The sequence below is a fragment of the Notoacmeibacter ruber genome, assembly GCF_003668555.1.
Classification (GTDB): Bacteria; Pseudomonadota; Alphaproteobacteria; order Rhizobiales; family Rhizobiaceae; genus Notoacmeibacter; species Notoacmeibacter ruber.
Genome location: NZ_RCWN01000001.1, coordinates 1,953,339 through 1,980,296, shown reverse-complemented (window position 1 = coordinate 1,980,296; position 26,958 = coordinate 1,953,339). Strand labels below are relative to the sequence as shown.

22 protein-coding genes and 1 tRNA gene are annotated in these 26,958 nt (G+C 60.5%); 14 read left to right on the top strand and 9 right to left on the bottom strand.

Annotated elements, in window-relative coordinates; translation table 11 throughout:
• Nucleotides 1–34 precede the first annotated feature (34 nt).
• Nucleotides 35–1,243, top strand: coding sequence for an efflux RND transporter periplasmic adaptor subunit (locus D8780_RS09430; protein ID WP_147440304.1), 1,209 nt, complete (start codon nt 35–37; stop codon nt 1,241–1,243).
• A 2-nt stretch (nt 1,244–1,245) separates the two neighbouring features.
• Nucleotides 1,246–4,404, top strand: coding sequence for an efflux RND transporter permease subunit (locus tag D8780_RS09425; RefSeq protein WP_342633430.1), 3,159 nt, complete (start codon nt 1,246–1,248; stop codon nt 4,402–4,404).
• 5 nt (nt 4,405–4,409) lie between these two features.
• Here D8780_RS09425 and D8780_RS09420 read toward each other — a convergent pair whose 3' ends face one another.
• Entirely contained in the window at nt 4,410–5,483 is a 1,074-nt protein-coding gene (locus D8780_RS09420) for an NAD(P)H-dependent flavin oxidoreductase (RefSeq protein ID WP_121645358.1), read from the bottom strand.
• Nucleotides 5,484–5,669: 186 nt separating this feature from the next.
• On the opposite strand from D8780_RS09420, the gene cobU reads away from it, so the two are divergent.
• From cobU to nadC, 4 genes are all read left to right on the top strand, one after another.
• Complete coding sequence (cobU, locus tag D8780_RS09415; RefSeq protein WP_245412316.1) at nt 5,670–6,221, top strand: bifunctional adenosylcobinamide kinase/adenosylcobinamide-phosphate guanylyltransferase; 552 nt, start codon at nt 5,670–5,672, stop codon at nt 6,219–6,221.
• Nucleotides 6,222–6,345: 124 nt separating this feature from the next.
• Nucleotides 6,346–7,395 (top strand): quinolinate synthase NadA, encoded by a 1,050-nt coding sequence (gene nadA, locus D8780_RS09410; protein ID WP_121645357.1) that lies wholly within the window; start codon nt 6,346–6,348, stop codon nt 7,393–7,395.
• 16 nt (nt 7,396–7,411) lie between these two features.
• Entirely contained in the window at nt 7,412–8,995 is a 1,584-nt protein-coding gene (locus D8780_RS09405) for an L-aspartate oxidase (RefSeq protein ID WP_121645356.1), read from the top strand.
• Nucleotides 8,992–9,852: a carboxylating nicotinate-nucleotide diphosphorylase gene (nadC, locus tag D8780_RS09400; protein WP_121645355.1), complete on the top strand. Its 861-nt coding sequence runs from the start codon at nt 8,992–8,994 to the stop codon at nt 9,850–9,852. The genes D8780_RS09405 and nadC overlap by 4 nt, the downstream gene beginning before the upstream one ends.
• Nucleotides 9,853–9,861: 9 nt before the next feature.
• Here nadC and D8780_RS09395 read toward each other — a convergent pair whose 3' ends face one another.
• The 5 genes from D8780_RS09395 to D8780_RS09375 form a co-directional block, all read right to left on the bottom strand.
• Nucleotides 9,862–10,269 carry a cytochrome o ubiquinol oxidase subunit IV gene (locus tag D8780_RS09395; RefSeq protein ID WP_121645354.1) on the bottom strand — a complete coding sequence of 136 codons (408 nt, stop codon included), beginning with the start codon at nt 10,267–10,269 and terminating at the stop codon, nt 9,862–9,864.
• Nucleotides 10,266–10,916 (bottom strand): cytochrome (ubi)quinol oxidase subunit III, encoded by a 651-nt coding sequence (locus tag D8780_RS09390; protein WP_121645353.1) that lies wholly within the window; start codon nt 10,914–10,916, stop codon nt 10,266–10,268. Before D8780_RS09390 ends, D8780_RS09395 begins: the two co-directional genes overlap by 4 nt.
• Nucleotides 10,913–12,910, bottom strand: coding sequence for a cbb3-type cytochrome c oxidase subunit I (locus D8780_RS09385; RefSeq protein WP_121645352.1), 1,998 nt, complete (start codon nt 12,908–12,910; stop codon nt 10,913–10,915). Before D8780_RS09385 ends, D8780_RS09390 begins: the two co-directional genes overlap by 4 nt.
• A complete protein-coding gene (locus D8780_RS09380; protein WP_121645351.1) occupies nt 12,907–13,866 on the bottom strand; it encodes a ubiquinol oxidase subunit II in 960 nt (319 codons plus the stop codon). Before D8780_RS09380 ends, D8780_RS09385 begins: the two co-directional genes overlap by 4 nt.
• A 183-nt stretch (nt 13,867–14,049) precedes the next feature.
• On the bottom strand, nt 14,050–16,371 hold the full coding sequence (locus D8780_RS09375; protein ID WP_121645350.1) for an FdhF/YdeP family oxidoreductase: 2,322 nt from the start codon (nt 16,369–16,371) through the stop codon (nt 14,050–14,052).
• Between the two features lie 164 nt (nt 16,372–16,535).
• Between D8780_RS09375 and D8780_RS09370 the strand changes: the two genes are divergently transcribed.
• Nucleotides 16,536–17,285 (top strand): sulfite exporter TauE/SafE family protein, encoded by a 750-nt coding sequence (locus tag D8780_RS09370; RefSeq protein ID WP_199699583.1) that lies wholly within the window; start codon nt 16,536–16,538, stop codon nt 17,283–17,285.
• 104 nt (nt 17,286–17,389) lie between these two features.
• On the opposite strand, the gene sciP is transcribed toward D8780_RS09370, so the two are convergent.
• Nucleotides 17,390–17,665, bottom strand: coding sequence for a CtrA inhibitor SciP (sciP, locus tag D8780_RS09365; protein ID WP_121645349.1), 276 nt, complete (start codon nt 17,663–17,665; stop codon nt 17,390–17,392).
• Between the two features lie 243 nt (nt 17,666–17,908).
• Between sciP and mnmA the strand changes: the two genes are divergently transcribed.
• A complete protein-coding gene (gene mnmA / locus D8780_RS09360; RefSeq protein ID WP_121646489.1) occupies nt 17,909–19,093 on the top strand; it encodes a tRNA 2-thiouridine(34) synthase MnmA in 1,185 nt (394 codons plus the stop codon).
• Nucleotides 19,094–19,102: 9 nt separating this feature from the next.
• Here the strand turns inward: mnmA and D8780_RS09355 are convergent, their stop codons facing one another.
• The gene (locus tag D8780_RS09355; RefSeq protein WP_121645348.1) at nt 19,103–20,068 is read right to left on the bottom strand and encodes a Gfo/Idh/MocA family protein; all 966 of its coding nucleotides are present in this window, start codon (nt 20,066–20,068) and stop codon (nt 19,103–19,105) included.
• 360 nt (nt 20,069–20,428) lie between these two features.
• On the opposite strand from D8780_RS09355, the gene D8780_RS09350 reads away from it, so the two are divergent.
• The 6 genes from D8780_RS09350 to D8780_RS09325 all read left to right on the top strand — a co-directional run bounded on the left by D8780_RS09350 (nt 20,429) and on the right by D8780_RS09325 (nt 26,181).
• Nucleotides 20,429–20,505, top strand: a tRNA-Met gene (locus D8780_RS09350).
• A gap of 379 nt (nt 20,506–20,884) precedes the next feature.
• On the top strand, nt 20,885–21,946 hold the full coding sequence (locus D8780_RS09345; RefSeq protein ID WP_199699582.1) for a LacI family DNA-binding transcriptional regulator: 1,062 nt from the start codon (nt 20,885–20,887) through the stop codon (nt 21,944–21,946).
• Nucleotides 21,947–22,056: 110 nt separating this feature from the next.
• Entirely contained in the window at nt 22,057–23,373 is a 1,317-nt protein-coding gene (locus D8780_RS09340) for an ABC transporter substrate-binding protein (protein ID WP_121645347.1), read from the top strand.
• A gap of 75 nt (nt 23,374–23,448) precedes the next feature.
• Complete coding sequence (locus D8780_RS09335; protein ID WP_121645346.1) at nt 23,449–24,321, top strand: carbohydrate ABC transporter permease; 873 nt, start codon at nt 23,449–23,451, stop codon at nt 24,319–24,321.
• A 12-nt stretch (nt 24,322–24,333) separates the two neighbouring features.
• Entirely contained in the window at nt 24,334–25,164 is an 831-nt protein-coding gene (locus tag D8780_RS09330; protein ID WP_121645345.1) for a carbohydrate ABC transporter permease, read from the top strand.
• Nucleotides 25,165–25,176: 12 nt separating this feature from the next.
• Nucleotides 25,177–26,181 carry an ABC transporter ATP-binding protein gene (locus tag D8780_RS09325; RefSeq protein WP_121645344.1) on the top strand — a complete coding sequence of 335 codons (1,005 nt, stop codon included), beginning with the start codon at nt 25,177–25,179 and terminating at the stop codon, nt 26,179–26,181.
• A 150-nt stretch (nt 26,182–26,331) separates the two neighbouring features.
• On the opposite strand, the gene D8780_RS09320 is transcribed toward D8780_RS09325, so the two are convergent.
• The gene (locus D8780_RS09320) at nt 26,332–26,709 is read right to left on the bottom strand and encodes a flagellar export protein FliJ (protein ID WP_121645343.1); all 378 of its coding nucleotides are present in this window, start codon (nt 26,707–26,709) and stop codon (nt 26,332–26,334) included.
• Nucleotides 26,710–26,958 lie beyond the last annotated feature (249 nt).

Below are 26,958 nucleotides of genomic sequence, written 5' to 3'. Positions count from 1 at the left end.
GTCTGACAGATCCATTCATGCCCCGGCGGAGCCCTTGCGACTAATCACTTTCCTCAAACAGGTCATGGCTTGTCTTCTGGTCGTGGTGGTTGCTTCGGCAATCTGGCTGCGGCTCGATCCGAATGCCGGGAGCGTCCTGAACGATACCGGGCTGAGCGCGCTGACCTTTCTGACACCGGAAACGGAGCAGGAGGGCGCGGCAGGAGGGCCACGGGGTGGCGGCCGGCGGATGGGCGGTTTCGGCGCTGCTCCGCTCGTGACGGTTGCGGAGGTTGGCGAGGCCTCCATGGATAAACGCTTCAGCACCATCGGTACGGGGCTGTCGCTGCGCTCGGTCACGCTGAGACCGAACGAGGCCGGTCAGGTCGAATCGATCGAGGTCGAGACGGGCGATAAAGTCCAGGCCGGCGATCTTATCATTCAGCTTCAGGACGACGCCGAAGTACTCGCGGTGGAACGCGCCCAGCTTGCCGTCGATCAGGCTAGGGAAAAGGTCGAACGTTACGGCAGGCTCAGCAATCGCGGCACCATTTCCAGTGTCGAGACGGATCAGGCCCGGACCGATCTGGCGACGGCCGAGGTGGAACTGAAGGAGGCGAAGTTTCATCTGTCGCAGCGCCGTGTGGAAGCTCCAATAGACGGCGTCGCGGGTATAGTGGAAATCGATCCCGGCGAGATGCTGACCACGAGTAGCGATATCGTGCGGATCGAGGATTTCTCTTCTCTGCAGGTGACGTTCTATGTGCCGGAACGCCTCGCGGCCTCCATGGTGGTTGGCAAGGCCTTTGAGGCACAGACCGACGCCGTGCCTGACCGTTCCTTCGAAGGCGAGATCGTCGGCGTCGACAACCGTCTCGAAGAGGCCAGCCGCACATTGCGCGTTCGCGGAAAGATACCCAATGAAGAGGGGCTTCTGCGCCCCGGCATGAGCTTTCGTATCGGCTTCGAACTGAAAGGTAATCCTCGCCTTTCCGTGCCGCCGCTAGCGGTTCAGTGGAGCACCGACGGCGCCTATGTCTGGACGCTCGATGACGACCGCAAGGTCGGACGCGCTCCCATTTCGATCGTCCAGCGCAATGCCGAGCAGGTGCTCGTTGCCAGCGACAGCCTGTCGGTCGGTACGCTTGTGGTCCAGGAAGGCGTGGAGAGCGTTCGCGAGGGCGGCGGTGTTCGCATTGACGAGGCCGGAGCCGGTGGCTCGACGGCGTCGATCGAACCGACCCAGACCGAGCGGAACGACTAGTCGTGAGCGATACGACCCGAACCGATAGCGGTTCCGCTGCCTCCCGCCCGTCACCGGCGGAAATTGCGACGAGCGGGACGGCCCTTTTCATCCGCCGTCCGGTCTTCGCACTCGTCGTCAATCTTCTCATCATCGTTGCCGGTCTTGCCGGCATCTATGGGGGAGAGGTCCGCGAACTCCCCGATGTCGACCGCCCGGTGGTCAGTATTCGGACGGACTGGAGCGGGGCCGCGCCGGAAGCGGTGGATCGTGAGATCACAGCCGTTATCGAATCCGCAGCCGCGCGCATCTCCGGCGTTGAGACGATTTCCTCGTCTTCGTCGCAGGGCAGCAGCCGTGTCATGGCGGAGTTTTCCTCCTCGACCGATATTTCGGTTGCCGCCGCCGATCTTCGAGATGCAGTCGCACAGGTCGTCAATCAATTGCCGGACGATGCTGAGGAACCGCGGATCGTGAAAGCCGATTCCGACGCCGAGGCGGTCATGCGCATCGCTGTAACGTCGGAAAGGCTTGGCGTGGCCGATCTGACGGTTCTCGTCGAAGATGAGGTTGTGGACCGACTCAACGCGGTGGAGGGTGTCGCCGATATCGAGATCTATGGCGAGAAGGAAAAGATATTCCTGATCGATCTCGATCCTGATGCGCTTGCGGCGCGCGGACTCTCGCCCGGCGACCTGACCAGCGTTTTTTCCTCTCTTTCCTTCGACGTGCCGGCAGGCTCGCTGACCAGCGGCGGGCAGGACCTCGTCGTCCGGGCCCAGGCCGATGTCACCTCGGCGGAGGATTTCGAAGCCCTTATTCTCGCTGACCGCGTGCGACTTGGCGATGTGGCGCGGGTGACGCTCGGGCCTGATCTGGAAGGCTCCAACTTGCGCGCCAACGGGCAGACTGGTGTCGGAATGGGCGTCATCCGTCAGGCCTCGTCCAACACGCTGACGATTTCCGATGGCGTGCGCGCCGCCGTCGCCGAGATCCAGCAGCGGCTGCCCGACGGGGTCGCGATCCGTGTGACCAGCGATGATGCGACCTTTGTGCGGGGGGCGATCACGGAGGTCCGTAACTCCCTGCTGATTGCCGTGGCAGTGGTGGTCGTCGTGATCTTCCTGTTCCTTCTGGACTGGCGGGCGACCCTCATTCCCACGGTGACGATACCCGTGGCCCTGCTCGGCACTTTCGGCGCCATATGGCTGGCCGGCTTTTCGATCAACATCCTGACTTTGCTGGCGCTGGTTCTGGCGACCGGCATGGTGGTCGATGACGCCATCGTCGTGCTGGAGAACATCGTGCGAAAGCGCAATGCCGGTTTCGGTCCTCGCGCCGCTGCGGTCCTTGGTGTTCGGGAAGTGTTTTTCGCCGTCATCGCGACGACCGCGACCCTGATCGCGGTCTTCGTGCCGGTCTCGTTTCTTCCCGGACAATCCGGCAGCCTGTTCGGCGAATTCGGTTTCGTGCTCGCCTTTTCAGTAACACTTTCCAGTTTCGTCGCCCTGACCCTTTGCCCGATGCTGGCATCGCGCATGTTGAAGGCGCGGAACGAGAGTGAAGAGAAGGCTCCCGGCCTCGCCCGGCGCTTTGGCTCCTATCTGGAGCGGCTTTACGCCTCGACTTTGCGTTTTGCGCTCGCCTTTCCCTTCGCAATCATTTTGGCCATGCTGGCCTTTGCCGCCTCGGCCTGGATCGCCTTTCAGAATGTCGACCGCGAACTTCTGCCCCAGGAAGACCGGTCCATTGCCCTTCTCTCGGTTCGTGTCGCCTCAGGCGTTGCGCCGGAATATACCGAAGGAAAGCTGAAGCAGATCGAGTCGCTTCTCGAACCGTTGCGCGAAAGAGGCGAGGTTCAGAACATCTTTTCATTCTCCGGCAGCAATCGGGGTGGCGGGTTCATGGTGCTGACGCTAGCGCCTTGGGAAGAGCGTGAGCGCAGCCAGAACGATATCGTCAATGATATCAACGCCGCCGTCGGAGAGGTGGCGGGTGTAAGAGCATTCGCTATCCAGCCCAATTCCCTGGGTATTCGCGGAGCAGGCAGAGGCCTGCGCGTCGCGCTGGTCGGTCCGAGCTATCGCGTTCTTGGAGAGACGGCGGAAAATCTGGTCGATCAGTTAAAGGCGGATCCGCGCTTCTCCAATCCGCGGCAGAATTACTCCGCCTCCACGCCGCAATTGTCGGTTCAGATCGACCGCGAGCGCGCCTCGGATCTCGGCATTGATTTCTCGGGACTTTCAACCGCCATTCAGGCGATGCTCGATGGCCGCGAGGTCGGGAGCGTTTTCATCGCCGACCGGGCCTTTCCGGTAAAGCTGGTCTCGACGACCCGCCCGATCAACGATCCGACCGACTTGGAGAACATCTATCTGAAAGCCAATGGCGACCGGATGGTGCCCCTCTCCTCCATCGCAAGCCTGACCGAGACGTCGGCGGCTTCGTCGCTGGATCGCGAAGAACAGCAGCGTGCCGTGACCGTCACGGTTTCCCCCGATGATATGGCTCTTGCAACCGCGCTGGATGAATTGACGGCGATCGCCGAGCCGCTTCTGCCAAGCGGAGTGCGAATGATCCCGCTTTCGGAGGCGGCTGTTCTCGACAAGTCGACCACGGATCTGATCGTGACCTTCAGTATTGCCATCCTGATTGTGCTGTTCGTCCTCGCGGCGCAGTTCGAAAGTTTTCTCTCGGCGCTGATTATCATGGCGACCGTGCCGATCGGCCTTGCCTGCGCGATCTGGGCGATGGCGCTGCTGGGGGTCAGCTTCAACGTCTACAGTCAGATCGGGCTGGTGCTTCTCGTCGGCGTCATGGCCAAGAACGGCATTCTGGTCGTGGAGTTCGCCAACCAGCTGCGCAATATGGGGCGGAGCGTGCGCGAAGCGGTGGAGGAAGCCGCCGTGTTGCGTCTGCGGCCCGTCATGATGACCATGATCTCTACGATCTTCGGCGCCGTGCCTCTCATCCTCTCATCCGGGGCCGGAGCGGAGGCGCGCAATGCGCTCGGCTACGTCATCGTCGGCGGGCTTGGTCTCTCGACGGTTGCGACGCTCTATCTGACGCCGGTCGTTTATCTGCTCCTTGCCCGATTTGCGGCGCCATCCGCCGAAGAGGCGGCCCGGCTCAGGCGCGAACTGGCGCGTGCCGAACAACTCGCGCCCGAAGAAGTCGCCTGATCCGGCTAGACTCCGCGCTCCAAGGCGGCTTCGTATTCACGAACCAGTGTCGCGACGAGCTCCCCGGCGGGAAGGGGCCGCGATCTTACATGGCCTGTCCCCGCCCAGAAGGCGCCATAAGCATCGCTGTCATGAGTGGCGGCGGACGCATGGAGCGCCTTTCCGATGCTGTAGGCTCGCGGGTAGGCCGGTATGGCCGGTTCGCCGATCTTATCGCCAATGGCGGTCAGCCGGTTGACGAAACCGCGTGCGGGACGGCCCGATATGGCTCGCGTCATGACCGTTTCACGGTCAGGGTCGGCAAGCCACCGACGATGCACTGGTGCGGTGGAGCTTTCCGGGCAAGCGACGAAAGCGGTGCCAAGCTGGCAGGCGCTGGCGCCCATCCCCAGGAAGGTCGCGATATCGCTGCCGGTCATGATGCCTCCGGCGGCGATCACTGGCAGATCGGTCTCCTCCAGACAGACGGATAGAACGGCGTCGGTCGGCATTTTTTCATCGACAGCGGACGCATCGAAAACACCGCGATGACCTCCCGCGCCCCAACCCTGCGCAATGACGAAGTCGAGTCTCTTTTTCTCGATCAACCGCACTTCCTCGGCATTTGTCGCCGTCGCGCCGAGACGAATGCCGGCCTTCTTCAGGTCTTCGATATGATCGTCGCCAGGCAATCCGAAATGGAAGGTCAACGCCGCCGGCTGCAGCTCCAGCATAAGACGCTGCATGGCCGGATCATCCTGATAAGGCGTATAAGGCGTCGTCAGCTCTTCGGGCGGCTTTTTGCCGAAGCGTTCGAATTCGTTGGAAAGAGTCGTGATCCAGTTTCGCTCGGTCTCATCGTCAGAGGCTTTGTCGGCATGACAGAAGACGTTGAGAATAAATGGCTTCGCCGTCATGGAGTGTAACTCTTCGACATGTTTTCTGGCGGTATCCGCGTTCATCGCACCAAGTCCCAACGCGCCGATCGCTCCGGCCTCGCAAACTGCGGCAGCCAGTTTCGGCGTGGTGACGCCCGCCATCGGAGCTTGAATGATGGGGTAGTCGGCGTTGAACCATTCGGAAAATGCGGATGATGTCATGTAGGGGCAGGCCTCCTCTTATCGCCGCATTTGAGTCTTGACGCTTATGTGACCTTGCGAAAAGGAACGTCCAGCCCGGTGAGGCGATACGCCCGGTCGATAGCGGGGAGCATAAGCGGGGCTTTTCTGTTAGGACCGACTTCGCTCTCCTGCGCGGCATTCGCTCCTAGCAGGGGATGAATAATTTTGATCCGCCGGCACGGCGCAAAAGGACTTTACGTGACGCAGCAACGCATTTCTCTGGTTCTTGGCGGAGCTCGATCCGGCAAATCCCGCCATGCCGAGCAATTGCTGGCCGATGAGCTTCCACCCCTTTTCTACGTCGCAACGGCACAGGCTTTCGATGCCGAGATGGAGGCGAGGATTGCGATGCACAGGCAGCGGCGTGACACAGGTTGGCGAACGGTCGAAGCACCGTTGGACCTGGCCGGGGCGGTTGACGAGATACCGACGGAGGCGCCGGTCCTGGTCGATTGTCTGACGCTCTGGCTCAGCAACCTTGTGCTGAATGATCGCGATCCGGAACCAGCGACAGATGCTCTTGAAGACGTCCTCCGGCACCGGACCGGAGCGACGGTCCTAGTGTCGAACGAGGTGGGCCTTTCGATCGTGCCGGAAAATGCGCTTGGCCGCCGCTTTCGTGATGCGCAGGGTCTTCTCAATCAGCGCATGGCGGCACTGGCCGACCGGGTGGTGTTCGTGGCGGCAGGTCTGCCGCTCATCCTGAAGCCGCAATGAGCCATCGACCTGACTTGGCAGCCTATTTTGCGTTTTGCGCTCGGGGCACTCGGCGAAAAATAATGGCTTTTGCCGCCGCTATTGCCTAGATGAAGCTCATCCCTTCCTCCGAACGGAGATCGCGATGACCGATATGGCGACCATGCAGACCGAACTGGCCAATGCTTACGACCTGACGCCTTCCATGGCGCGGGCGAAAGATATGGGCGAAATCTATGAGCGCATGGACCGTGTGGTGCCCGAGGCCGAGTTCGCGCTTCATGCCCCTTATATCGAGGCGATCAACCGCCTGAAGAAGGAACGTGATGCCGTCATTCTGGCGCACAACTATATGACGCCGGATATCTATCATGGGGTCGCCGATTTCGTTGGCGACAGCCTTCAGCTCGCTATCGAGGCGACCAAGGTCAAGCAGCAGGTGATTGTCCAGTGCGGCGTTCACTTCATGGCCGAGACCTCCAAGATCCTGAATCCGGAGAAGACCGTTCTCATTCCGGATACGGGTGCCGGTTGCTCGCTTGCCGAAAGCATAACAGCGGAAGGCATCGAGGAGATGCGCGCCAGATATCCCGGCGCGCCGGTGGTCTCCTATGTCAATACGACAGCCGAAGTGAAAGCGGCGTCCGACATATGCTGCACCTCGTCCAATGCCCTTTCCATCGTGGAAAGCATGGAGAGCGACACGGTCATCATGACACCGGACCAGTATCTGGCACAGAACGTTGCGGCGCAATCGACGAAGAATGTCGTCTACTGGCCGGGTAGTTGCATCGTCCACGAGCTTTACACGGCGGACGATATGAAGAGCTATCGCGAAAGCGATCCGGGGATGAAGATCATCGCTCATCCGGAATGCCCGCCCGATGTCGTGGCCGAAGCCGACTTTACGGGATCGACCTCCGGCATCATCGGCTGGGTGCGCGACAACAAGCCGAAAAAGGCGATGCTGGTGACGGAATGCTCTATGGCTTCGAATATTTCCGACAGCCTGCCGGAGGTCGAGTTCGCCAAGCCGTGCAATATGTGCCCCTATATGAAGAAGATCACTCTGGAGAAGGTGCTCTGGAGCCTCCACACAATGAGCCCCGAGGTTCATGTCGATCCGCAGGTCGCCGAGAAGGCGCGGCTGAGTGTGCAGAAGATGATCGATCTTTCCGCCACGTTGAAGAATTGAGAGGCGGCCCGGGGGGATGAAGCAGAGAACGATCGAAACAGAACGTGTCGTCATCATCGGCGCGGGCCTTGCGGCACTTTATGCCGCCATCAATCTGGCGCCGCGCCCGGTGGTTCTCATTTCGCCTGAAACGTTGGGGCAGGGCGCGTCTTCGGCCTGGGCTCAGGGCGGTATCGCCGCATCGCTCGGCGAAGGCGATGCGCCCTCGAAACATGCTCACGATACGGAGATCGCAGGGGCCGGTACGGTCGATCCGATCGTCGCGGCCTTCGTGACGGCCGCTGCGCCGGAGCATGTGCGCCATCTCACCGCGCTTGGAACACCCTTCGACCGGTCCGACGGCAACTATTCGCTCGGGCTGGAAGCTGCGCATAGCCATCCCCGCATCGCCAAGGTGATGGGAGATCAGGCAGGTCGCGCCGTCATGGCGACGCTTGTCGAAAAGGTCCTTCAGACTCCCTCGATCCAGGTGCTGACCGATACGCTGGCGAGCGGCCTCGAAGTCGAAGACGGTCGCGTCACCGGGGTTTATATCGAGCGAGCGTCGGAGCCATCGACAGTGCCGGTCTTGCTGCGGGGTTCGGCCCATCTTCTGGCGGGCGGCGGCTCGGCAGGCCTCTACGCCATCACTACCAATCCGCCCCGCATCCGGGGACACGTCATCGGCATGGCCGCCCGCGCCGGTGCGGTCATCGGTGATCCGGAGTTCGTTCAGTTTCATCCAACCGCGATCGACGCGGGCATCGATCCTGCGCCGCTGGCGACGGAGGCTCTTCGTGGGGAAGGCGCGATTCTCGTCAATGAGCGTGGCGAGCGCTTCATGGAGGGCATTCACCCCGACAAGGAGCTTGCGCCCCGCGATATCGTGGCGCGCGCCATTTTCAGCCAGAGCCAGCAGGGTCTTCGGCCCATGCTCGATACCCGGAAAGCGCTTGGCGAAAAGGTGCTGACCCAGTTTCCCGCCGTTGCGGAGGCGTGCCGCAAGGCTGGTATCGATCCGGTTGCCGAGCCGATCCCCGTCAATGCAGCGGCGCATTATCATATGGGTGGCGTTGCCGCCGATACGTCTGGTCGCACCTCTCTTGAAGGGCTTTGGGTCGCGGGCGAGGTCGCCTCGACCGGCCTGCACGGTGCGAACCGGCTTGCATCCAACGGCCTTCTCGAAGCGCTGGTGATCGCGTCCAGCGCCGCCGAAGATATGGGCAGGACGCTCGGCATTCCCGGAAATGACATCGAAGACGTCTCTGTTTCCTTCGAGGAAGGGGGCGCGCTGGCCGATCAGTCCGCTGTTGCAGAACTGCGCCGATTGATGACCGACCATGTCGGTGTCGTGCGCAATGCGGAAGGGCTGAAAGCAGCATTGCGGAAGATCGATGATCTGAACCGTGAAACCGCGCCCTCCGATGCATTCTCCAATATGATTGCAACGGCCACGCTGATCGCAGCGGCGGCCCTGCAGCGCGAGGAATCGCGCGGGGGCCATTATCGCTCTGACTTTCCGGCACCCGAGCCGGAATTGGCCAAACGAACCATGATGACGCTCGATGAGGCCTTGGCGATCCGCCGGACTGCTGTCGAAGAGAAAGAGCCGGCGACATGACCCAGGCTTTCGCCATGCGCGTTCCCAATCTCGTTCTCGAACCCATGGTTCGGGGCGCTTTGTTGGAGGATATGGGCGCCTATGGCGACGCTACGACGCGGGCCGTCGTCCCTGCCGGAACGCGCTGGCGCGCCGAGATGCGCGCGCGGCAAGCCGGGCGCATCTCTGGAATGGCGATTGCAGCGCTTGCCTTTCGTCTCGTCGATCCCGATCTCGTCGTTTCCACCATCGTCGAGGATGGTCAGGCCTGCGAAGCCGGCATGACCGTCATGGCGATCGAGGGAGACGCCGCCTCGATCCTGATGGGTGAGCGCGTGGCCTTAAATTTCGCCGGCCGGATGAGCGGTATCGCCACGCAGACGGCGGCGTTCGTGGGTGAGGCGGCGGGCACGCAGGCCCGTATCACCTGCACCAGGAAGACGACGCCGGGCCTCCGCATTGCCGAGAAACTGGCTGTCCTCCATGGCGGCGGATTCAATCATCGCTATTCGCTGTCGGACGCCATTCTGATCAAGGACAATCATATTGCCGCCGCCGGAGGCGTCCGCGCCGTGTTGCAGGCGGTGAAGTCGGGCGCCAGCCACATGATGGCGGTCGAGATCGAGGTGGACACACTCGATCAGCTTGCAGAAGTGCTGGACGAGGGCGGCGCGCACAACGTCCTCCTCGACAATATGGAAACCGCGACGCTCAGCGAAGCGGTTCGGCTGGTGGATGGTCGGATGAAGACCGAGGCATCCGGTAACATGCGGCTGGAACGCATTGCCGAGGTCGCGGCGACCGGCGTCGATTACATTTCCGTCGGCGCGCTCACCCATTCGGTCGGTGTGCTCGATCTCGGTCTCGATTTCAGCTGATCGGCCCCCTCACATTCCGCCGCTGATTGACGTCGTGCCGCCCATCATGCCTGCCGGCATCATGCGGGCGTTCATGCCGAGTACGATCCACAGCGTGCCGCCGACCATCAGTATGGCCAGCAGGGTGGTGAAGAGAACAAGCAGCAGATCTTCGCGCCGGCTGCCTTTGAAATCGAGGTGCAGGAAATAATAGAGGTGCACGCCGATCTGGATCAGACCGAGGCCGTAGACGGTCAGCCGCGCGGCCCAGCCTTCCAGCAGATCCGCCATGATTACGGCAAAGGCTGCAATGGTCAGAACCGCTGCAAAAGCCAACCCTTTGAGGTAGGTGGCAAGCTCCTCTTCCCGCAGCTTCTTCGGCGCAGCGTTGCCGCGCTCCTGAATCTTCTGCGCTTCTTCGCTCGGGCTGCCCTTCATGCCAGCGTCCCCAGATAGACGATCGAGAAAATGCCGACCCAGACGACGTCGAGAAAGTGCCAGAAAATGCCGAGTCGCAGCATGCGCTGGCCAACCTGTGCTTCCGTTCCGTAGAGGATGAGCTGGACCACGATCAGTATCAGCCAACCCATGCCGAAGGTGACGTGCAGGCCGTGCGTCGCCAGAAGCGTGAACCAGGCCGAGAGAAAGCCCGAGGTCTGCGGCGTTCCGCCTTTTGAAAAGATGTCGTGAAATTCATAGAGTTCGAGGCCGAGAAAGATCGCACCGAGCACGAAGGTGATGGCGAGCCAGAAAATGGCCCGGCCCGGTCGTTCGGCCTGAAGACCAAGGCTTGCGACCCCGAAGGTGACCGATGATGTGAGGAGCGCGGCGGTTTCTGCCGCTGTCAGCGGCAGGGAGAAGAGTTCGCGCGGTCCTGGTCCGCCCGCAAGACCCTGCCGCAGCACGCCGAAGGTAGCAAAAAGCAGCGTGAAGATGATGGCATCACTCATCATGAAGGCCCAGAAACCGAAGACTTCCGTCTCGTCCTCGCGGCCGGTTTCGCTATCGCCGCGCGCGATTTCCGGGCCTGGATGCTGCTGATTACTGCCCTGATCGAGCTCCGTTTGTGTCAGCGTCTGGCTCATGGGTGTTCACCCCGCTGCGCCATGTTCCAGAGGCGGGCGTGCTGCGCGATGATTTCCGTATGGATGGCGCGTTCGCGATCCTTCACGAAAGCGCGGCCGATCATCATCGAAACGAGAATACCGCCGGTCAGGATGGCCAGCCACCAGACGTGCCAGACCATGGCGAAGCCGAACGCGGTGCCAACCATGCCGAGTGAGGGACCGATCAGTGACCATTTGGGGACGTCGATCGGTTCGTAATCACCGGGGTCCTCGCTTTTTTGCTGCATTTCGCCGTTCTGCTTGCGGTACCACCATTCGTCGCGGCGAGTGACGACCGGGACTTCATCGAAGTTCCATTCCGGCGGCGGTGAGGTGATCGACCATTCCAGCGTCCGCCCGTCCCACGGATCGCCGGTGACATCCTGAAGGCGGCCACGATCGCGGATCGAGACGTAGAGCATGATGAACATGCAGGCGATGCCGAGTCCGATGAGAATGGCGCCGATCGCTGCGGCGATCAGCCAGGCCTGCCAGGCTTCCACCTCGTAGGTGACCATGCGGCGCGGCATTCCCATCAGGCCGAGTATGTAAAGCGGCATGAACGCGACGTAGAAGCCGGAGACCCAGAACCAGAAGGCGCGGCGGCCCCATTTTTCATCGAGGCGGAATCCGGTGGCCTTCGGAAACCAGTAATGGATGCCGGCAAACATGCCGAAAAGCGTTCCGGGGATCAGCATGTTGTGGAAATGGGCGACCAGGAAAAGCGTATTGTGCACCATATAGTCGACCGGCGGGATAGCCAGCAGAACGCCTGAGACACCCCCGAGAACGAAGGTGACGATAAAGGCAAGCGAATAGAGCATCGGCACGGTGAGCCTGATGCGGCCGCCCCACATGGTCAAAAGCCAGTCGAAGATTTTCACGCCGGTCGGTACGGCGATCACCATGGTCATGATGCCGAAAAAGGCGTTTACGTCCGCCGTGCCCCCCATCGTGAAGAAGTGATGCAGCCAGACCGTGAAGGAGAGCACGGCGATGCACATGGTCGCGTAGACCAGTGATGTGTAGCCGAAGAGCTTCTTGCCGGAAAAGGTGGAGATTACCTCCGAGAAGACCCCGAAGGCGGGCAGTATGAGGATGTACACTTCGGGATGACCGAACAGCCAGAAAAGGTTGGCATAGTGCATCACGTTGCCGCCGGCGTCGTTCGTGAAGAAGTGGAAGCCGGCATAGCGGTCGAGAGCCAGAAGGCCGGTCGCAACCGTCAGGGGCGGCAGCGCATAGATCATCAGAAGGGCAGTACAGAGCGACGTCCAGCAGAAGAGCGGCATACGCATCAGGGTCATGCCCGGCGCGCGCATCTTCCAGATGGTCGTTACGAAATTGATCCCCGTGAGCGTGGTTCCGATACCTGAAAGCATCAATGCCCAGATCCAGTAATCAACCCCGACGCCGGGTGAGAGGGAAAGCTCGGTGAAAGGCGGGTAGCCGCTCCAGCCACCGGTCGCGAAGCGTCCGATGACCAGACTGACCATCATCAGAAAGCCGCCCGCCCATGTCAGCCACAGAGAGACCAGGTTGACGAGCGGAAAGGCCACGTCACGCGCTCCGATCTGAAGCGGCACGACGAAATTGATAAGGCCGGAGAGAAGCGGCATCGCGACGAAGAAGATCATCAGCGTGCCGTGGGTCGTGAAAAGCTGATTGAAGTGCTCGGGCGGCAGGTAGCCCGCTGACTCCGCTCCAAGCCCGAAGGCCTGCTGGGCTCGCATCATCATCGCCTCGATGAAGGCACGGGCGAGCATGGCGAAAGCGAGAATGATATACATCATCCCGATTTTCTTGTGGTCCTGCGTGGTGAACCAGTGTTTCCACAGATAGGGCCATTTCCAGTACCAGGTGATGATCCCGGCTATCAGAAGCGCGGCGACGACGACGACCATCGCCGCAATAAAGGCAATGACGCTGTAGAAGGGCAGGGCATCCCAGGACAGTTTTCCGAGGAGTGTCATTCGCTGGCTTCCTCGACATCAGGTTCGATTTTGCGACCCTTCTGGGGGCCGGAAACCGTAATCGGCCCGTCGCCGCGATCGACGGGAGCTTCTTCCTCCACACTGAAAGCGGGATGGCCTGAGCCGTCGACGCTTCCGATATCGTCCTCTGTCGAGAGCGCATTTTCGTCCGGACGATCGGGGGTCGGCACTTCGTTTTTGTACTTCATCATCACCTGTCGGAAATGGTCGCCAGGATAGCCGCCGTAGATTTCTGGTTCCTCCAGCACGGATGGCAGGGCGAGTTGCCGATAGCGCGCGGAAGACAGGGGCTCTCGCGCCTTCGCTTTATCGACGAATGCCGCGAAATCGTCCTCGCCTACCGCCATCGCGTCGAAGTGCTGGCGCGAAAATCCGATTCCGTTGAATTGGGTGTTGCGTCCGAGAAAAGTGCCGTTGCCGTCCGCAGCGAGATGCAGCTTCGTTTCCATGCCGGCCATGGCGTAAATCTGACTGCCGAGCCGGGGGATAAAGAAACTCATCATGTTGGCGTCGGTTGTCAGGGAAAGCGCGATGGGGCGGTCGGCGGGAAAAACGAGCCGATCGACGGAGGCGATCTGTTGCTCCGGATAAAGAAAGAGCCACTTCCAATCGAGGCCGATCACCTGCACTTCCAGTGGTGGACTGGATGCCGGAAGCGGGCTGTAAGGATCGAGCCGGTGGGTGCCATTCCAGAGAAATACGCCAAGCGCCACGATGATCAGCGCCGGTATGCCCCAGATCAGCGCCTCCAACCAACCGGAGAAATTCCATTCCGGCCGATACTTGCCGTGCTCATGCCCCGCTCGATAGCGTAGCAGCACCAGCGCGGTGAGAATGAAGACGGGAATGACCACGACCGCCATCAGGCCGAGCGCGATGAACATCAGATCGCGATTGGCCTCCGCCACGGGCCCCGCAGTGTCGATCAGCGGCATTGATGAACAACCCGCAACAGAAAACCCGGCGGCAAGTGGCAAGTATATTCGCCACCTCACTGACGAGGCGGTTTGCGAGAGCCTTTTGGCCACGACGTCCCCTCTTTGCGCCGCACCGTCTTCTGGCGCTTCGCCACCAGACTAAGGACTGGCCGACGGGAAGGCCACCCTCATCCTGACGCGTCAGTGCGACGGTTTCTCTTCACGCTCGATGCGAACGGGAATCGACTTGCTGGCGGGCGTTTTCGATATCTCGTCCCCATGCATCAGGCCGATCAGCACGTTGCACTCCGGGTAATAACCGGCGATCGTGCCGCGCGGTATGTTGTAAGGCGTGAGCGTCAGCCCACCAAGGCGGCGATTTCCGCCATCCGGCGTGTCGTCGTCGGAGAAAAGCGTGACCGTCTCGCCCGCTTCAAGCCCCGCCGCATCAATGTCAGCCTGGTTCATCAACACCACGTCGCGCGTCCCCTCGATGCCGCGAAAACGGTCGGAATATCCGTAGATGGTCGTGTTGAACTGGTCGTTGGAGCGCAGCGTCACCAAAATATAGCGGCCGTCGCGTTCCTCGAAGTTGCGGGAATGAAGCTGGTCCGGCGTGGTAATGACAGCCTTGCCGCTCTCGGTCTCCCAGATGCGCTCGCGTGCCGAATTTCCCCGCCAGAAACCGCCGGGCTCGTTGAGGCGGGCATTATAGTCGTGGAAGTCGTCGGGATAGCAGGCCTCGATCAGGTTGCGGACATGGCTGTAATCGGCCGTCCACTCATCCCATTTCACTTTCGGATTGGCTGGCAGGGTCGCTTTCGCCAGGCCGGCGACGATCGCCAACTCGCTTTTCAGATGTTCGGAGGCGGGCGATCTGTGCCCGACCGAACCGTGAATGCACGAAAAGGAATCCTCGACCGAAACATATTGATTGCCTGTCGCCTGCCGATCGATCTCGGCGCGGCCGAGACAGGGTAGGATCCATCCCTCCTTGCCCGGGAAGAGATGGCTGCGATTGAGTTTGGTGGATATCATCGCGGTCAGGTCGAGCGCGCTCCAGCTTTGCTCGACCTTGTCGCGCTCCGGCAGGGCCCGGCACAGATTGCCGCCGAGGGAGAGAATTGCCTTGACCTCGCCCTTCATGGTGGCCTGAAGCGCTTCGGTGATGACGTAGCCCTGGTCCATCGGCGGCTCGAAGCCGAAGAGTTCGCGTAACTTGTCGTTCGGTATCAGGCTGGGCTTTTCCGAAATGCCGACGGTTCGCTGCCCCTGAACATTGGAATGGCCGCGGACCGGGCAGCAGCCTGCTCCGTCCTTGCCGATATTGCCGCGCAGGCAAAGGAGATTGACCAGCATCGCGATATTGAGAGCGCCGTGGCTGTGCTGGGTGAGACCCATGCCATAGACCCCGATGACGCGCTCGCAACTGATATAAATATGACCGGCTTCGCGCAGATCGGTTTCCGATAGGCCAGACGCCTTCTCGATGTCGGACCAGTCCGCAGCGCGTGCAAATTCGATGAATTCGTCGAAGCCTGTCGTATGCTGATCGATAAAGTCCTGATCGATCACGCGATGGCCGCCGCTTTTCTGAGCCTCGTCGTCCTTTTCGATCACATATTTGCAGAGGCCGAGAATGGCGGCGACGTCGCCGCCGGATTTGAGCTGATAATAGCGGTGGGAAATTTTCGTTTCCTTCCCGGTCATCATCTGGACCGGGCTCTGCGGATCGACAAACGAAACCAGCCCCTGTTCGCGGAGCGGATTGAAGGTCACGATCTTGGCGCCGCGCTGTTTGGCCTCGGCGAGTGGGCGAAGGAAGCGCGGAGAGTTGGTTCCGGGGTTCTGGCCGAAGAAGAAAAAGGCATCCGTCTCTTCCAGGTCGTCCCAGATGACCGTGCCGACCGATGAGCCGATAACCTTCTTCAGGCCGACCGAAGTGGTCTCGTGGCACATATTGGAGCTTTGCGGCAGGTTGTTGTGCCCGTAGAGGCGCGCGAACAGCGCGTAGAGATAGGAGGCTTCCAGCCCCGCGTGCCCGGACGAATAGAAGACGGTCGATTTCGGATCGAGCCTCTTGAACGTGGTGCCGATTGCCGAGAAAGCCTCCTCCCAGGAGGCCCGCACATAGCGGTCGCTCGCAGCATCGTAGCGCATCGGCTCGGTCAGCCGGCCCGTCATTTCAAGCTCGTGATCGGTCCAGTTCCGCAATTCGGAGACGGTATGCTGTTCGAAAAATTCGGGTGTGCAGCGATCGCTCGTCAGTTCCCAGACGGTGGCCTTCGCGCCATTTTCGCAGAATTCAAACGGGTGATAGTTGGCAGGCTTCGGCCAGGCGCACGAGGTGCACATGAAGCCGCCCGGCTTGTTCTGCCGGCGTAGCGTGTCGGCGACGCCGAATTCCGGGCTTGCTTCATCGGTGACCTCGGCGATGCCGCGCAGAGAGCCCCATCCGCCCGCCGGGCTGTCGTAATGCGGTGTCTTGCCTTCTTTGGCCAGTTCCTTGGCGTTGTCGGTCATGGTGCTGCGCTCTACCCGTTGGACTTATCCATCAAGGGTGGGGTAGAGCGGAAGAGGGGCAAGGCGCTTGTCGAAAAGTTAATCGACCGCGTTCTCTTCGCCCGAGGCCTTATAGAACGGGTGTTATCAGGCGTCTCGGCGCTCTTTCAGCTCTCCGGATCCCCATGATCACGATGGAATTTGCCGTTCTTCTGTTTGCCGCCTTCATTGTCGGTCTCTCAAAGGGCGGCATCGCCGCGGCCGCGACATTGGCCGTGCCGCTTGTTGCCTTCTTCATGGACCCGCTTTCTGCGGCGGCGCTGCTGCTGCCGATCTTCATCATTTCCGATATTGTCGGGGTCTGGCTCTACCGGCACGAATGGGACGGATGGAATCTCGCGGTGCTGGTGCCTGCCGGCTTTGTCGGCGTTCTGATCGGCACACTCGTCGAGCCGCACGTGCCTGTAGCGGTTTTCACGCTGGCGACAGGCCTGATCGGGCTCGGCTATTGCGGATGGGCGTGGGGCGCGTCGCGCTCGGCAGAGGAAAGACGCGGTGCGCGCTCCATGCCGCTTGGTTTGTTCTGGGGCGTGCTCACGGGGCTGACATCTTTCGTCAGCCATTCCGGTGCGCCGCCGTATCAGGCTTTCGTTCTGCCCCAGAAGCTCCCGAAAATGGTGTTCGCCGGTACGACGACCTTTACCTTCGCGGCGATCAACCTGTCGAAACTGCCGGCCTATCTTTCATTGGGACTGATGGATGCGGACGATGGCTGGCTCATCGCCGTGCTGTGCGTCGTTGCCATCATCGGGACCTATGCCGGCCGCCAACTGTCGAAATGGCTGAGCGAGCAGAGCTATCTGCGGGTGATCCAGATCATCCTGTTCATGCTTTCGCTGCAACTGACCTGGACCGGCGCGACCGAGCTTCTCTGACAGTCCAAAACGCAGCCAAGCCTTCGCGTAGACGGATGGAGGCGGGCTGCCGGGCAGTCCACCTTTTCCAGATTCTGCGTAGTGCACCGATAGGACGTGTGGTCCTAGTGGCGGTATTGCTGAATGCGTGTGGTCCGCAGGCCGGCAAGGCCGTATTCGTCGATTGACGCCTGCCAGGAGAGGTACTCTTCCATGGAAAGGTGATAGCGCTGGCACGCCTCTTCCAGGGAAAGGAGCCCGCCGCGCACGGCGGCAACAACCTCGGCTTTTCTTCGGATCACCCAGCGCCTTGTATTGGTCGGTGGAAGATCGGCGATCGTCAGGGGGCTGCCATCGGGGCCGATGACATATTTTACGCGTGGGCGGGCCAACTCGGTCATTGTACACTCTACAAAATTTCAAGACCTATTGACCGAAGAATAGGACGGGCCTCTTAAGAACCGCCTAATCGGTCGCTAAGCCTTTATTCAGACTGGTAAACCGGACTGAAAGCATTCCTTAAGCATACCGGGATGGTTCACGCGTCGCTTCCGTTCGGGGACTTCGGGTTGGCGTGCCGACGCCTTTTCGCCTATATCGCCCACCATGAGATGCCAGAATTCGAAACACTGGATTGCAAGCCGATGAACAGCCTCGATTTGCTAAAGGCGCCGGAGGACACGCGCGTTGTCGTCGCGATGAGTGGCGGCGTCGATTCCTCCGTCGTGGCCGGACTGCTGGCAGCGGAGGGCTATGAGGTCATCGGTGTGACCTTGCAGCTTTACGATCATGGCGAGGCCGTCCAGCGCGCCGGTTCGTGCTGTGCAGGCCAGGATATCGACGATGCCCGTCGCGTCGCCGACACGCTGGGGATTCCTTATTACGTGCTGGACTATGAGCGCCGCTTCCGAGAGGCGGTCATCGATCCGTTCGCCAACAGCTACGTCTCCGGCGAGACGCCCGTGCCGTGCATCGCTTGCAACCAGACGGTCAAGTTCGCCGATCTCCTCGCGACGGCCAAGGATCTCGGCGCGGATGCCCTGGCGACCGGGCACTATATCGCCAGCCGGCAGGACGGTGCGCACCGCGCCCTCTACCGGCCGGTCGATGACAGCCGCGACCAGAGCTATTTCCTCTTCGCCACCACGCAGGAGCAGGTCGATTATCTGCGCTTCCCGTTGGGCGATTTGCCGAAATCCCGTGTGCGCGAAATGGCCGAGGAGATGGGCCTCGCGATTGCCGAGAAGCCGGACAGCCAGGATATCTGTTTTGTGCCGCGTGGGCGCTATTCCGACATGATCGCCAAATTGCGGCCGGGAGCTGCCGAACCGGGCGAGATCGTTCATCTCGACGGACGGGTTCTCGGCCGGCACGAAGGCATCATCAATTATACGGTCGGGCAGCGGCGCGGCATCGGCGTGGCGACCGGTGAGCCGCTCTATGTGGTCGCGGTCGACGCCGACAAGGCGCGTCTGATTGTCGGGCCGGCAGAGGCGCTCGAGACGCGCCGTGTCCATCTGCGCGACGTGAACTGGCTGGGCGATGGGCGAATCGAGGATGCCGCCGGTGGGCAGGGCCTTCCGCTGGTGGCGCGTATCCGCTCTTCACGCCCGCCAAAGCCGGCGCGCCTTTTTGCCGACGAACAGGGTGTATATGTCGACCTGCAGGGCGAGACGGGGGTCGCGCCCGGGCAGGCTTGCGTTTTCTACGCCGATGATGGTCCGCGGGCCCGCATACTGGGTGGTGGTTTCATTGCGCGCGGCGAGAAAAGCGCTGATGCCGAAGCCGCGCTCAAGTCGTTGTCGGCGCAGACCGTGGCGGCCGAATAGCGAAATCCGTTATCGGTCCGTCCGGTCGTGGCGCACCGTGCCGGCGGTCAGAATCTTCAGGACTTCGATCGCTTCCTGACCATCGGCCCGTGGTGCCTGGCGCGTGCGGATACAGTCGATGAAATGTTCGAGCTCGCGCGTCAGTGGCATGCCGCCTGTGACGGGCAGATATTCCGGCTCTTCCTGCGTCGCGGCCCAGGCCCCATTATCCTGCCAGAGTGTGTGGCGGTAGAGCGCCAGCTTACGCTCCCAAGGTTCGACATCGTCGAAGACGGCCATGGCCTTCGTGCCGACGACGGAAAGCCGCCTCTCGCGATAGGGATTGAGACGCGAGGCGAAGAGATGCCCCTTTAGCCGGTCCGAAAAGCGCATATGCAGATGAGCGAAATCGGAAAGATGGTCGAGCATCGCTGCGCCTTCGCCATGGACAGCCACCGGCGCTTCACCGGTCAGCGCCAGGATCATGGAGAGATCGTGCGGTGCAAGGTCCCACAGGGCATCATTCTCGGTATGAAATTTTCCAAGGCCGACGCGGTGGGAGTGAATGTAGCGGATTTCACCCAGCACGCCGTCATCGACCAGCGTCTTCAGGCCTTCGAAGGCAGGGTGGAAGCGCAGGACATGGCCCACCATAAAGATGCGACCATGTTCGCGTGCCGTTGCGACGGATCGCTCCGCATCCGCCACGGAGAGAGCGATCGGCTTTTCCACCAGCACATCCTTGCCCGCCGTGGTGGCTGCAATTGCCATCTCAGCATGAAATTGCGGCGGCAGTGCCAGAACCAGAGCGTCGAGGTCATCGGAGGCGATGGCTTCTTCCGGGGATAGGCCCGGGACGTCATATTCGCTGCCGAACCCTTCCGCACGCGGCGCATTCACATCGGCCACCGCGGCAAGATGGCCGAGCGATGCGAGGGTGCGAATGTGGTTACTTCCCCAATAGCCGCAGCCAATGACGCCAATGCGTGGATTCATACCAATCAAGCCCTTTGAAATATCGGGCGTTTCTATGTCGGCAGCTGCGGCGGGGCAAGCCGGAGCGGCACGGGAAGGTAAATTCCATCGCGTGGTCTAAGTCGTTGCCGACACTTTGTTTATTTTTTCGCGAAGGCCCTCCGGTCACGGCATATGACATCGCGCCATAGGATGTGACCGTTTTTTGACCGCTGTTGAAATGTTGTGTGGCAGGAATGTTTCGAAAAGGCCGGCTCAGCCTCGTGTCGGGATATTTCGCGCAACCCCCGGCAAGCGCTTGACACCACGCCGAAGCCGCATCTATATCCGCCGCACTTTGCAGCGCCGCGGCATAACCGACCGCGACAATTCGGCGCCGGGGGCGGAGTAGCTCAGTCGGTTAGAGCAGAGGAATCATAATCCTTGTGTCGGGGGTTCGAGTCCCTCCTCCGCTACCATTCTTCTATGTATTCGGATGATGTCGTTGCCATAGGCCCGTCCCGCCCCTGAGACTGGTTACAGATCGGGTTCGGCGTGTATCCAGTTGCTAATGCCCTTATCGGCCTTATGCTCCGCGCATTGGCGGTAAAAATGGTATCGTCAACAAAGCCGCAGCGCCTGATTTACGCGTTTGGGGCTTGCCCATGACACCCCGACGGTGGGTGCAGAATGGAAGAGGCTAACCAGTTTTTCGTCTGTTCTTTTTTAATGCATGGCGGCAGCCTATTTGCTGGCTAGGCTTGTCGCCGATTTGTGCAAGGACCTTTGCACGTGTAAAAATTTTTGCTTTCCTGTTAGTCTTGCATCCGGAAGGACTTCGGCGACATGAGGGAGGCCATGTCACGTGATACCGAAAAGAATGTGAAGAAGCAGAAGATCAACACCATGAAGGAGTTGTCGGTGGCGATTGGCGTATCGCGCCCGACGCTCTCGCGCTATTTTCAGGATCCGGACAGTGTTCGGCGCTCGACGTCGGAGCGAATCCGGCGCGAGCTGGAGAAGATCGAATACGTACCGAACTTCTTTGCCACGCGGATGAACCGGAAAACGACCGGTCTCATCGGCGTCATCATTCCCTATCTGAACGATCTGTTCTTCACCAACCTTCTTCAGGCGATCGAGAGTGCGGCCATGGAGGCGGGTTTCACCGTCATCATGCAGTGCTCGCATTCCGATCCACAGATCGAAGCGCGGGCGGCCGAAACCTTCATGTCGATGAGCATGGATGGTGCTCTTGTCGTGCCGCTCGGCAACCAGAGTGACATTAAGACGCACGAACGGCTCAATGCACGGTTGCCATATGTGCTGGTCGACTCCCGGCCAAACACCATGCCGGATGTTGATTTTGTTGGTACAGACCATCCTAGAAGCACCAGGTTGATCACCGAATATCTATGCCGGGTCGGCGAGTCACCAATCCTACTCGGCATGCCGCGGGTGAATTTCAACGCGTTGGAACGGGAGCGCGCCTATATCGCTGTCATGGAAAGTCTCGGTCACGAGCCGGTCGTGATCGGTACGGATCTCGTGGAGGAAGGCTGGTATTTCGAGTCCCATGGCGAGGCGGTGCTTGACGCGGCTTTCGCGCGTGGCCGGTTCACCGACCGCTCCATCCTCTGCGTCAATGATCGCGTCGCCATCGGGGCTCTGCGGGCTGCCTCGCGGCACGGCCTTGTCCCGGGGCGAGGCGCTTCCGGCGGTTTGAGGATCGCCGGCCATGATGATTATCCCCTCTGCCCCTACACCACGCCCGCGCTGACGACGGTGGCTCAGGATGTGGAGAAAATCGGCCGGGCAGCCGTCTCGCGACTGGTTCGCAAAATGCAGGGCAAGGCCGAGGGTACATCTCCCGAGATCGAACTTTTCGACGGCGTCCTCAAGCTCCGCGAGTCGGCCTGACGAAAGGATTTTGCTGCGCTGCGTCACAGAATCAGGCCCGGAGTCCGGTTGACGCTGGAAAACTTTCTCTTTTATATTTGTCCCGCGTAAAAGTTTCGGGAGGAAACACCATGATTTCTAAACGCACCCTTCTCGGGTCTGTCGTCGGCCTTGGCATGGCGGCTGGAATGGCTCATTCGGCGATGGCCGAATCCATCACCGTGGCCACGGTCAACAATGGCGACATGATCCGCATGCAGGAACTTGCCTCCCAGTGGGAGCAGGAAACTGGCAACACCATCAACTGGGTTGTTCTGGAAGAGAACGTGCTGCGGCAGCGCGTCACGCAGGACATCGCGACCGGCGGTGGCCAGTTCGACATTCTGACAATCGGTACGTACGAAGTTCCGATCTGGGCGAAACAGGATTGGCTGGTGGCGCTGGATGATCTCGGCGATGATTATGACATCGACGACCTCCTGCCGGCTGTTCGCAAAGCGCTTTCCGCCGACGACACGCTCTATGCCGCTCCGTTTTACGGCGAATCGGCCATGATCATGTACCGGACCGATCTGGCCGAAAAGGCTGGCGTCGAGATTTCGGATCAGCCGACCTGGTCGGAGATCAAGGCTGCAGCCGAGGCGATGACCGACAAGGACAACGAGGTCTACGGCATCTGCCTGCGTGGCAAGCCGGGCTGGGGTGAAAACATGGCGTTCATTACCGCCATGGCCAATTCCTACGGCGCGCGCTGGTTCGACATGGATTGGAAAGCCCAGTTCGACAGTCCCGAATGGAAGGCGACCCTCAACGACTATCTGACACTGATGAACGAGTACGGGCCTCCCGGCGCGTCCTCCAACGGCTTCAACGAGAACCTTTCGCTGTTTCAGCAGGGCAAGTGCGGCATGTGGATCGACGCCACCGTGGCGGCCGGTTTCGTGACCAATCCCGATGACAGCCAGGTGGCCGACAGCGTCGGCTTTGCGCAGTTCCCCAATAAGGAAGGCGTGGACAACCATGGCAACTGGCTCTGGGCATGGAGCCTTGCGATCCCGTCTTCATCCGAAGCGCAGGATACCGCCAAGGATTTCATCGGTTGGGCGACGAGCAAGGAATACACCAAGCTCGTCGCCGACAAACAGGGCTGGCGCTCGGTTCCGCCCGGCACGCGGACGTCTCTTTATGAAAACGAGGAGTACAAGGACGAGGCACCCTTCGCCGAGATGACCCTCAATTCGATGAATGCGGTCGATACGCAGAAGCCGTCGGTTCAGGAAATCCCGTATACCGGCGCTCAGTTCGTCGCCATTCCCGAGTTCCAGGGTATCGGCACCGCCGTGGGACAGCAGTTCTCCGCTGCGCTTGCCGGGCAGACCTCGGCTGATCAGGCGCTCTCCAACGCCCAGCAGGTGACACAGCGCGAGATCGATCGCGCCGGTTACTGACCGTCACTTAAAAATAAAGTGGGGGCTGCGTTTGCGGCCCCCGCATTGTAAGCTGCCGGGGGAGGAGGAGCTGTCATGGCGACCCAGCATTCGAGAGCCGCTGCGCGGCTGATGATATCGCCTGCCGTCATTCTGCTTGCGCTATGGATGATCGTGCCTCTGGCGCTGACGCTGTATTTCTCGACCCTTCGCTACAATCTGTTGATGCCGGGAGCGAACCCGTTCGTCGGCCTCGAAAACTACGAATACTTCTTCACCGATCCCGCTTTTACCGCCGCCTTGGTCAATACGCTGCTGCTTGTGGGTGGCGTGCTGATTATCACGGTTGTCGGCGGCACGCTCCTGGCTCTTCTTCTCGATCAGCCCATGTGGGGGCAGGGGATCGTTCGCCTTCTGGTCATCGCGCCGTTCTTCGTCATGCCGACGGTGTCCGCGCTGGTTTGGAAGAACATGTTCATGAATCCGGTCAACGGGCTCTTCGCCCATATCGCCCGTTTTCTTGGCATGCAGCCCTTCGATTTCCTCGCAGTGGCGCCGCTCATCTCGATCATCGTGATCGTTGCCTGGCAATGGCTGCCCTTTGCGACGCTCATTTTGCTGACGGCCATGCAATCGCTGGATAGCGAGCAACTGGAAGCCGCCGAGATGGATGGCGCGAGTGCGTTTTCCCGCTTCTTCTATATCATCGTCCCGCATCTTTCCCGCGCGGCCACGGTCGTCATTCTGATCCAGACGATCTTTCTTCTTTCGATCTTCGCCGAAATCCTGGTCACCACCAATGGCGGTCCGGGCGTTGCTTCGACGAACCTCACCTATCTCGTCTACATCCAGTCGCTTCTGCAATTCGATGTGGGGCTCGGCTCGGCCGGCGGCGTCGTTGCCGTCATCCTCGCCAATATCGTCGCGATCTTCCTGATGCGGATGATCGGCAAGAATCTGGACGCCTGAGGAGGACGACGCATGGCCCGCTCTGTCACACCGTCTCGCAAGGCCTGGAATACGGGGATCGCCTGGATCATCGGCCTCCTGATCTTCTTTCCGATCCTGTGGACCATCCTCACCAGCTTCAAGACGGAAGCCGAAGCGATCGCATCGCCGCCATCCTTCCTGTTCTTTGAATGGACGCTCGATAACTATACGGCCGTTCAGGAGCGCTCGAGCTATTTCCGTCACTTCTGGAACTCTGTGGTGATCTCGCTCGGTTCGACGATTATCGGTCTTCTGGTGGCGGTGCCTGCGGCGTGGGCCATGGCCTTCGTTCCCGGCAAGCAGACCAGAAACGTCCTGATGTGGATGCTGTCGACGAAGATGCTGCCGCCGGTCGGCGTCCTCGTGCCGATCTATCTGATCTTCCGTGATGTCGGACTTCTGGATACACAACTCGGGCTGGTGCTCGTGCTGATGCTGATCAATCTGCCGATCATCGTCTGGATGCTTTATACCTACTTCAAGGAGATCCCAGGGGAGATCCTGGAGGCCGCCCGCATGGACGGCGCCACGCTGCGGTCTGAAGTGCTCTACGTTCTGCTGCCCATGGCTGTGCCGGGCATCGCGTCCACCTTGCTCCTGAACATCATTCTTGCCTGGAACGAGGCGTTCTGGACCCTCAACCTGACGGCTGCCAACTCGGCGCCACTGACGGCATTCATCGCCAGCTACTCCTCACCGGAGGGGCTTTTCTACGCCAAGCTGTCCGCTGCCTCCACCATGGCCATCGCACCGATCCTGATCATGGGCTGGTTCAGCCAAAAACAGCTCGTCCGCGGCCTGACCTTCGGCGCGGTGAAATAGGGAGACCATTCCATGGGACGCATTACACTCGAGAAGGTGGAGAAGAGGTTCGGTGACGTGGAGGTCATTCCGCCTCTCGACCTGACGATCGAGGATGGCGAGTTCGTCGTTTTCGTCGGCCCTTCGGGCTGCGGCAAGTCCACGCTGCTGCGCCTTATCGCCGGTCTGGAGGATGTTTCAGGCGGCGAAATCCGCATCGACGGCGAGCCGGCGACCGACCTTCCGCCGGCCAAGCGCCGCCTCGCCATGGTGTTCCAGAGCTATGCGCTCTATCCGCACATGTCGGTCCGCAAGAACATCGCCTTCCCGATGAAGATGGCCAAGGTGCCTGAGGACGAACAGAAAAGGCGGATCGATAACGCGGCGCGCGCCCTCAATCTCACCGATTATCTCGACCGTCGTCCGGGCCAGCTTTCCGGCGGTCAGCGCCAGCGTGTCGCGATCGGCCGGGCGATTGTCCGCGAGCCGGCGGCCTTTCTTTTCGATGAGCCGCTTTCCAACCTCGACGCGGCCTTGCGTGTCGGTATGCGTCTGGAGATTTCAGAGCTTCATTCGCGACTGGAAACGACCATGGTCTATGTGACCCACGATCAGGTCGAGGCGATGACGATGGCCGACAAGATCGTCGTCTTGCGGGCGGGCAATATCGAGCAGGTGGGCAGTCCGCTGGAGCTCTATCGGCAGCCGCGCAATCTCTTTGTCGCCGGGTTTATCGGTTCTCCGAAAATGAATCTTTTCGACGGCCCGGAAGCCGCCAAGCACAACGCTCACACGATCGGTATCCGGCCGGAGCATATCGACGTGTCGACGGAAAGCGGCGAGTGGAGTGGTACGATCGGCGTGGCCGAACATCTCGGCTCGGATACCTATTTCCATGTGCACGATACGGGCCTTGCCGAAACGATTACGATCCGTGCCGGCGGCGAGGTCAGCCTCCACCACGGCGACAAGGTCTATCTGACGCCGCAGTCCGACAAGATCCATCGTTTCGACGAGGCGGGTCTGCTGATCCAATAGCCTGGCGGGGAGGGGCTTGCGTCGCCTCCGGCCCGGTTTCGCGCCATACGCGCATAAGGGTAGCCCCAGACGTGAAGAACCGCCCCACGCTCCTGTCAGGGGAAGCGTCGGGGGCGGCTTTCGCGGGTTCTTGCTCGCGCTTTTTTTCGGCTAGCCGATCATGTGACGGCGATCGACCGTCTCGACGGGCCGTGTGCGTGCTTCGCGGGCATCGAGCATTTCGGCTCGCGACAGCTCCGCTTCCGCCTCCGCCAACGCAGCTTCAGCAGCATCGCGCTGAATCTTCAACTCTGCCTGCGACGTCAGCAGGTTTTCGCGGCGGACGCGCGCGGCCTTGGCAAAGGTCGGATAAGCGAAATGGTTGAGATCGGTGATGTTGGCCTTCTTTTCTTCTGATTCGATCTGAAGCTCCAACTCGGCGGCTTTTCGGCCAAATTCCGCCATCATGGTTTCGAGCTGGTCCAGTTGGCGACGCTTTTCGTTCACCTGGAACTGGTTAAGACGGACAAGGTTATCCCTCGATTTCATCGGTGTACTCCTGACACTCAAACGCGATGATCCCGGCGAAACTGGCTCCGGGTCCCGTCGGCGCTGTCCACAGTCCTCACAAAATACCTTACAAAAGGTTGTCCCGAGAGGCGCTTGGTAAGACTTCGTTTACGGGCATCGTTAATCATAGTGCTCGGTCATTAAGGCGCGGTAAAAAAAATCGGACCGAAGCCAAATGACCCAGAACGTGAGTCCGGAGAATCGCTTGGAGGATAAACTTCAAGTTCG